Here is a 6734-nt window from a genome sequence, read left to right as displayed (position 1 = left end):
GGACCAATGCAAAATCGTCGTGGACCGTGGCGATGACAAGGGCGAAGTCCTGCTGGCGATGGATAGCACCCCCAACTACCTGGACACCACCCCGTTCCCCAGCACCGCAGCCAAGTGGACGTATCGCGCCGTCTATATGTACAAAGACCAGCAAGTCGGCCAATGGAGCAAGCCCGTCACCATCAACGTGGGCTAAGCCGGGGAAAATAACTCTGGACAACCACCTGCTGCCGCGCGTCCAGTTAGATGCGCGGCGGTGGCCGTGAAAAACGTTCCCTTGCGGGGGAATGGGAGTATATTGGCGGTAAATGAAGATGGTTCAAAGATACTGGTAGGCACTATGCGTAGGCGATGCTTCATCGTTTCGGCACTGTTGCTCACGATTATCGTAGCTTTCGTCGTGATGCTATGGTTTCCACCCATAAAGAAGATCACCGTACCGATGAGTTACTCGACTATCACAAACATGGTCGCCCAATGGCGTCCGGCCCGCATAGGCGAGAGGGGCTTGCCGATCGATGTGTGTGCAGAGGAAAAGTCACCTGACGCGCTTTACATCCGAAGCATCTTCGAGCGGGGCGATCCAAAGTTTGGACCTTTCACCGTTGTGCGCGTCTCAAAGATCAATGCGTCCAATGTCACCGTGGAACTCGACACAATGCAATATGCCTTGTGCGGCCTTTTTGGAAGACGCCACTTATTTTTTATTGAGCGGCAGAGGTGGAAAGAGATACAGGAACTTGTACAACAATGACGCCTAACCATGCTTAAGCGCTTCCCCAGCTACGTCCATTTCGCATTGACCCGAGGGGCCTTTTTAGGGATGGTCGGCACCATGAAAACCAACCGGCCACCGGAAACCATGAACGAAATGGGCGTTCAAGAAGAATGTTAGGCGGCTTCACACGTCTCGTATGAAAAAATGGATCATCATCATAGCGGCAGCTCTGGTTGCTGTGTGGCTCATCGTGACCACGGTGCGCGACTTTGCCGACGCGGTTCGGCATTTCTCATCGCAGCCGCGCGACCTGCTCTACGTCTTGGCCATCGCCATGCTCGGTGGATTTGCGGCACTTGGGTTCACTCGGCTTTCACCTCGCATGCAGCGGCACGTCAGAGTCTTTGCTTGGGGAGCAGCAGCGAGCACCTTGACGCTATTCATTGGCTACTTCGCGTTTCGCCTGTCTTCACTTTCCTCGCTCGCCGTCGAGTCCGGCGGCAGTGCTTGGGTTGGTTTGGCGTTGCTGCTTTTCTCTGGCATTGCAGCTTATCTGTGGTTCGAATTTTACCGAGCGTGGAAGACAGGAATTTCGCATTGACCCGAGGGTCCTTTTTGGATGGTCGGCACCATGATAACCAGTCTGCTACTCCCCGCGATAGACGCAGCGGGCGGTGCAGGTTTCGGCGACGACGACTTCCACGAGCAGCGGCAGCTTGGGCTTTAGGCGTTGCCAGACCCAGAGGGCCACGTTCTCGCTGGTGGGGTTTTCCAGGCCGGGGATCTCCTTCAGGTAATGGTGATCCAGCTTTTCCCAGAGCGGTTTGAAGGCGGTGGAAATATCCGCTGCCATAACCCCGATGGTTCGGGTTGCCCTTTGGGCAATCCGAATATATCTGCTCGTGCTGCTCTCGCTCATTGGCCTGAAGTTCCTGCGCGTTTCGGTCGGGGGGCAAAAGAACCTGCCCGTGCCGGCGCACTCGGTCGTGCTGACCAATCTCCCGTCGGCTACGCCCGCTTCCAAGCCGCCCCCTTGATCCTCACCGGCTAAACAGGCTGGCGGTTTCGACGCCTGATTTCCCGAAGCCGTGGAATACGGCCAGTTTTTTGGATTCCTTGAGCGGGCGGCCATCCTGGCTGCGCAGCGTGAACAGCACCGGCGCGGGATATTTGTTCCCCTTGAATTCGGAGACGCACAGGGCGGCGAAAGTTTCCGACTCGATGACGAAGCCGAACGGCGGCAGCATCACGGTGCCGAAGTTCTTGGTCTGGCAACGGTAGTCCGGCCCGCCTTTATTGCCCACCACGTCCACGGCTCCGGCACCCGCGCCAAACACCGAGCGTTGCACCAGGCGATCCGGCGTGAGGAATTGATGCTGTGTCATCGGCACGCGGGCGGTCAGTTCGTAAAGCGGCGAGAGGATTTCGTAGGTGTTCTTGATGAAGCGGTCCATCGTGTGTCGGCCTTCGGCCCAGCCATTGTCGGCGCGCACAAATAAGCCGGGATCGCCCACTTTATTCTCCGGCAGTTGGGCCATGGTTTGGAATTCGAGTTTGCCGGCGTCAACCAGCAAGCGCCCGACAATCACGCTGCGCTCGCCATGCGGCGCGCCCACCAACGCCGGGCGCGGAAAGCCGGCCTCGGCCCGGAACAAGCCCATGCGGACAATGAAGCTGCCTTTCATCCCTTCCGGCACGGAGACCTTGAACGGCCCTTGCGTGACTTCGCCGACTTTCCAGGCGGGCAGGGCCGGGTTCGGCTGCTGATCGTTTTGAAATTTGATATTGCCGGCGGCATCCGTGAAGTGAACGAAGATGCGCCAGTTCTCCGGCACCGGCTGCTCGACACCCCAGCGGTAGGTGATGTTGAATTGGCGCGCCCCCGTGGCCTCGAACGAGGCGACCGAGGGACGCAGCCCCAGCGGCTTGGCCTGATCCACCTTCTCCTGCCAATACAGGTGCGAGGGGATGCTGTGATAATGCAGCGGGCGCCCGATGAGGATATGGTGCAGCACGTACTCCGCCGCCTGCGAGGCGTCGTAACCGTATTTGCCGTACATGGCGATGCAATCGCGGTACACCAGTTCAAACAGCGGGATCACCGTCGCGCCCAGCCGTGTCTCCAACGCCGGCCCCGGCGCGTGGAAATGGTAGTAACGCCCGCCCACACCCGTGAGCCCCTCGAAGAAATCCGCGTGCGGGATCGCCCATTCGCGGCCGCACTCGCTGCCGAAGATGCCAAACACCCCGCGCGAATAATCGGAAAGCTCCTGTTTGTATTTCATGTCGTCCCAACGCGTCAGCGGGTGCTTGGGATCAAAGCATTCCTGAAGCCCCACGGCGTAGGTGGTATCAATGAAATAGGCGTTGGCGCCGGAGAGCTGCTTCACCGCCGTGAGGTTTTGCGGGCGCTTGGCCAGCTCCACGGCCTTTTGCGCGCAGGTAAAGTACGCGCGTCCGCCCGCCCATTTGCCGCCTTTGAAGAGCGAGCCATCGGCGTTCTTCTGGATGCAATTGGTGTCCCACGACGGCGCGTCGCGGTACATGTCCTGATAATTATCATGCAGCCCATAGACATACCCCAGCTTGAGGATGCGCCGCGAGGCGTCGGCAAACGCCGGGTCACCGCCGCACTCCGGCGCGGTCGGCAGAATGTCCGGATGCTGGTTGTCGTACCCGCGCTTGATCCAGCCGCCGAGGATGAAGAACACCTTGTCGAGCTGGAGATCGTTCTTGAAATGCTCGGCCACCTGCGCCGCCTCGTCAAAGGTCCAATTCACTTTGCTGGAGACTTCCTGCGTGCTCTCGTCGTTCATCGAACGGGAGAGGCAGCTCCACAACTTCGCGTTGACCGCGCCGAACAGCTTGGCGCGCTCCGGGTGCCCCTTCAACTTCTCATCCCAGGTGACCAGATACCCCTTCTCGCGGGCGATCTCGCGGTACGCCCGGGCGATGGTGACGTAATCGCCCCGGCCCAGGAACTGCATGCGCAGCGATTTGGCGGTCTTGCGCAACACCAGCGACGTGGCCAACGCCTGCTTGCCCGCCAGCCAGGGCGCCTGATTCGTGGAACTGCGCACCTCGGCCCGCACATACGGATCGTGCCAGGTGATCAACGCCGCCGCGCCCTGCTTTACCACCCCCAGCATCTCCATGTGGCAGCCCTCGTACTCCGAAGTGCCGAACGCCTGATTGAACGCCAGTCCGCTGTTGGCGGGGATCAGCAGCCCCTCGCGGGCGGGCACCGCCACGTAGCCCTGCTCGGCATCCGTCGTCCACAGCGCGTTATCCAGCAGCGTCAGGCGATCCAGCGGGAACGGCTCCGGCAACACGCAGGCAAACTCCAGCGCCTGCCCGCGCAATTGCGGGGACACATTCACCTGCACCCAATTGTTGGGGCCATTCGTCAGCGGCTTGAACACCAGCTTCAGCCCGTCGCCCGCGCGGCTCACCTCGCACCGGGCGAGATCAAACTTGGCGACCTTGCCATTCAGGTTCAGCGCGATTTCCCCGAACCGCGCCTGGAATGGGTTGGACCGCCACACCACGGCGGAAGCCTTGTCCACAATCTCATAACTGCCGTTCTCCGGGTTGATGGAGAACTGGTACGCGGGCGTCTCGAACGAAACCGTGGCGGCCTCCCCGGCCAGACCGGCCAGGCCAAGGCAAAGCCCCAACATGCGGATTAATTTGCGATTCATCGGCGGCAGCCTGACACCTCCCGCGTTGTTTCGCAAGCCCAGCAATATTTCAATGTTTACCAAAAACCATTCCCCACTGCCGACCTCGACCACGCGAGCGCGCGACCCATCCATTTCTGAAAAAATGAGACGCGTTACCTCGTCACCTACATTTATTGCTATGCGTTTTTGATGGTCAACGGGGCGATTCCGGGGCAGAATGCCGCCCATGAAAACCACGACGAAAGTATGGCTGGGCGCAAGCGCGCTGCTCGCCTTCGTCGTGGCGTTGATCGGCTATAAAATCAAGACCATCGAGCCCAGCTATCAAGGGAAGAGCTTGAGCGAGTGGGTAGGGAAGATTGATCTTCGCACCAAGGGTGACAAAAGAAAAATATTACGCTCGCCGACCAATGAGATCGGTAACGCCTTGCGCGCGATGGGCCCCGATTCCATTCCCTTTTTGATCGCGTGGATGGACCCGCACCCCACCAAGGTAGGCGAGTGGATATTGATATTTGAAAAGAAACAAAATTTAATTCGAATATCTCCTGACTTAGACCCATTGGAAAGAAGCGAACAGGCTTTATATGCCTTTAACACACTGGGGCAAGCCGCTGAACCTGCTATTCCCCAACTTGCGGCGTTAATATATGAAACTAATCAAGCCAACTGCTATCTAGCAGCCTTGGCGGGACTTGGCCCTAAATCCAAACCGCTCATTTTACAGGCATTGCGCCATACAAATAGCATAATTCGGAAGCAAGCAGTTAGGGCGCTTGATTGGTATGATGAAGATCCTGGTTTTGCCGTGCCTTCCTTGATTCAATTGCTACGTGATCAGCATACAGAGGTGCGGTATGCTTCTGCAATTGAACTTGTTTATTTGAAAAGCCAACCGAAAACCATCGTGCCAGCATTGATTAGTGCCTTATCTGACCATGAAACGAAAGTATGTTGGGAAGCGGCATGGGCTCTTGGCGAATTTGGCACTAATGCCACCGAGGCCCTGCCTGTACTGCAGCAACTCTTGACGCAAACAAACCTTAAGCAGGATGAAAAATTGCGATTGGACGGGATAATCAGACGAATAACATACGGGCCTCCACCTCCGAGCCCCTAAATCCCGCGCTGCGCAGGTTTTGGAATAGCCATCGCCGGGGGAAACGGAATGATGGGCGGGCCGATTCAATGATTGACGCAACCCGTACCGGGTAGTTGGGATTTCTACGGGGTGTTACCCAGGTAGTTTGCGTCCCCCTTTCCCCCACGCAAACAACCTGGGCCTCCCGTGACGTAATCCCTGCGGGATAACCCCCTGGTCAGCCCGACAATCCTGAACAGGATTGCGTCACCGGAGACCATGGTTGGCACGGCAAAGGGGAAAGGGGGCCGGGACTACCATGGGAACCCGCCCTACCTCGATCCGGCAACCCTGAAAGTGGTTGCGGCAACGACAGCGATATGTTTGAGCCCCGCCACATCCTCACCTACAGCCGCAGTCGCTTCCTTGAACTCCGCGCCGAACGGGGGCGGATCGACCGGGGGCGATTTGACAGGAATCGTGGTTCTGCGTATGTTTACCGTAGCGTCCCTGCGTCGAATTTGCGTCTTATGCGGCGGCTCCAGAGAACCATGGCGAACGGTGAGCGCGTCCGGAAACCCCGGATGAGCCCTCTTCCCCTTATTCATAGCGACCCGGCGGTCAGCGGGGGCGTCGGGGCGGTTCGGCAGGGCGCGCTGGAGGCTTTTCCGGCCACCATTCGCAGGTTTCTGGGCGTCCCGCTGCCTTTTCCCGCCGCCCTTGGCGCCTTTTGGGGCGGCGCGAAACTCCCCAAGGGGCCTATTTTTTCTTCCCAGGGGCGCCCCGCCATTTCCGGGGCTTCCCCCAAACCTTTTCTGGCGCGCCCCGGAATTTCCGGGGCTCCCCTGAAACCTTTCCGGGGGCGCCCCGGACTCTCCGGGGCTCGCCCGAAACTCTCCAGGGGCGCCCCGAAACCTTTCCGCACGCGCCCCGGAAAAGGCGGGGCTCCCCCGAAACCTTTTCAGAGCGCCCCCAAACGTTTTCGGGGGCGCTCCGTAAATTCCGGGGCGCGCCCGAAAAGGCTCCGGGACGCCCCAATTATTGCCAAGAGTGCTTAACCAAACCCCAATGATCCCCCTATGAGAAATCATCGCTATTATCCGAGAGCCATGGCCGCCCAAGTGCTTTGGCTGAGGACCTTTGCCGAGAAATTGCCCGCGCTGGCCGCCCAACTGGGCCTCGCGGAAAGCCAAGTGGCCGCCGCGCTGGCCGATTGCGGCTTTATGATCTACCTCCTCAGCCCATGGATCAA

Annotated in this window: 6 protein-coding genes and 1 pseudogene; 5 read left to right on the top strand and 2 right to left on the bottom strand. The window is 58.9% G+C overall.

The window, feature by feature from the left end; genetic code table 11:
• The 3 genes from WCO56_28325 to WCO56_28315 form a co-directional block, all read left to right on the top strand.
• Positions 1-196, top strand: a 196-nt coding sequence (locus WCO56_28325) for a hypothetical protein (GenBank protein MEI7733510.1), incomplete at its 5' end; no start/stop codon positions are given.
• A gap of 102 nt (positions 197-298) precedes the next feature.
• Positions 299-754 carry a hypothetical protein gene (locus WCO56_28320; GenBank protein MEI7733509.1) on the top strand — a complete coding sequence of 152 codons (456 nt, stop codon included), beginning with the start codon at positions 299-301 and terminating at the stop codon, positions 752-754.
• A 160-nt stretch (positions 755-914) separates the two neighbouring features.
• Positions 915-1319, top strand: coding sequence for a hypothetical protein (locus tag WCO56_28315; GenBank protein ID MEI7733508.1), 405 nt, complete (start codon positions 915-917; stop codon positions 1317-1319).
• Between the two features lie 45 nt (positions 1320-1364).
• Here the strand turns inward: WCO56_28315 and WCO56_28310 are convergent.
• Positions 1365-1574 (bottom strand): annotated as a pseudogene (locus WCO56_28310) (6-carboxytetrahydropterin synthase).
• 4 nt (positions 1575-1578) lie between these two features.
• Here WCO56_28310 and WCO56_28305 point away from each other — a divergent pair.
• On the top strand, positions 1579-1755 hold the full coding sequence (locus tag WCO56_28305) for a hypothetical protein (protein MEI7733507.1): 177 nt from the start codon (positions 1579-1581) through the stop codon (positions 1753-1755).
• Positions 1756-1758: 3 nt separating this feature from the next.
• Here the strand turns inward: WCO56_28305 and WCO56_28300 are convergent, their stop codons facing one another.
• A complete protein-coding gene (locus WCO56_28300; protein ID MEI7733506.1) occupies positions 1759-4419 on the bottom strand; it encodes a DUF5696 domain-containing protein in 2661 nt (886 codons plus the stop codon).
• 208 nt (positions 4420-4627) lie between these two features.
• On the opposite strand from WCO56_28300, the gene WCO56_28295 reads away from it, so the two are divergent.
• Positions 4628-5521, top strand: coding sequence for a HEAT repeat domain-containing protein (locus WCO56_28295; GenBank protein ID MEI7733505.1), 894 nt, complete (start codon positions 4628-4630; stop codon positions 5519-5521).
• Positions 5522-6734 lie beyond the last annotated feature (1213 nt).

The organism is Verrucomicrobiota bacterium (assembly GCA_037139415.1).
In the GTDB taxonomy this organism is placed as follows: Bacteria; Verrucomicrobiota; Verrucomicrobiia; order Limisphaerales; family Fontisphaeraceae; genus JBAXGN01.
The sequence above is the reverse complement of the archived record's forward strand: the minus strand, read 5'-3'. Positions and strand labels throughout refer to the sequence as shown.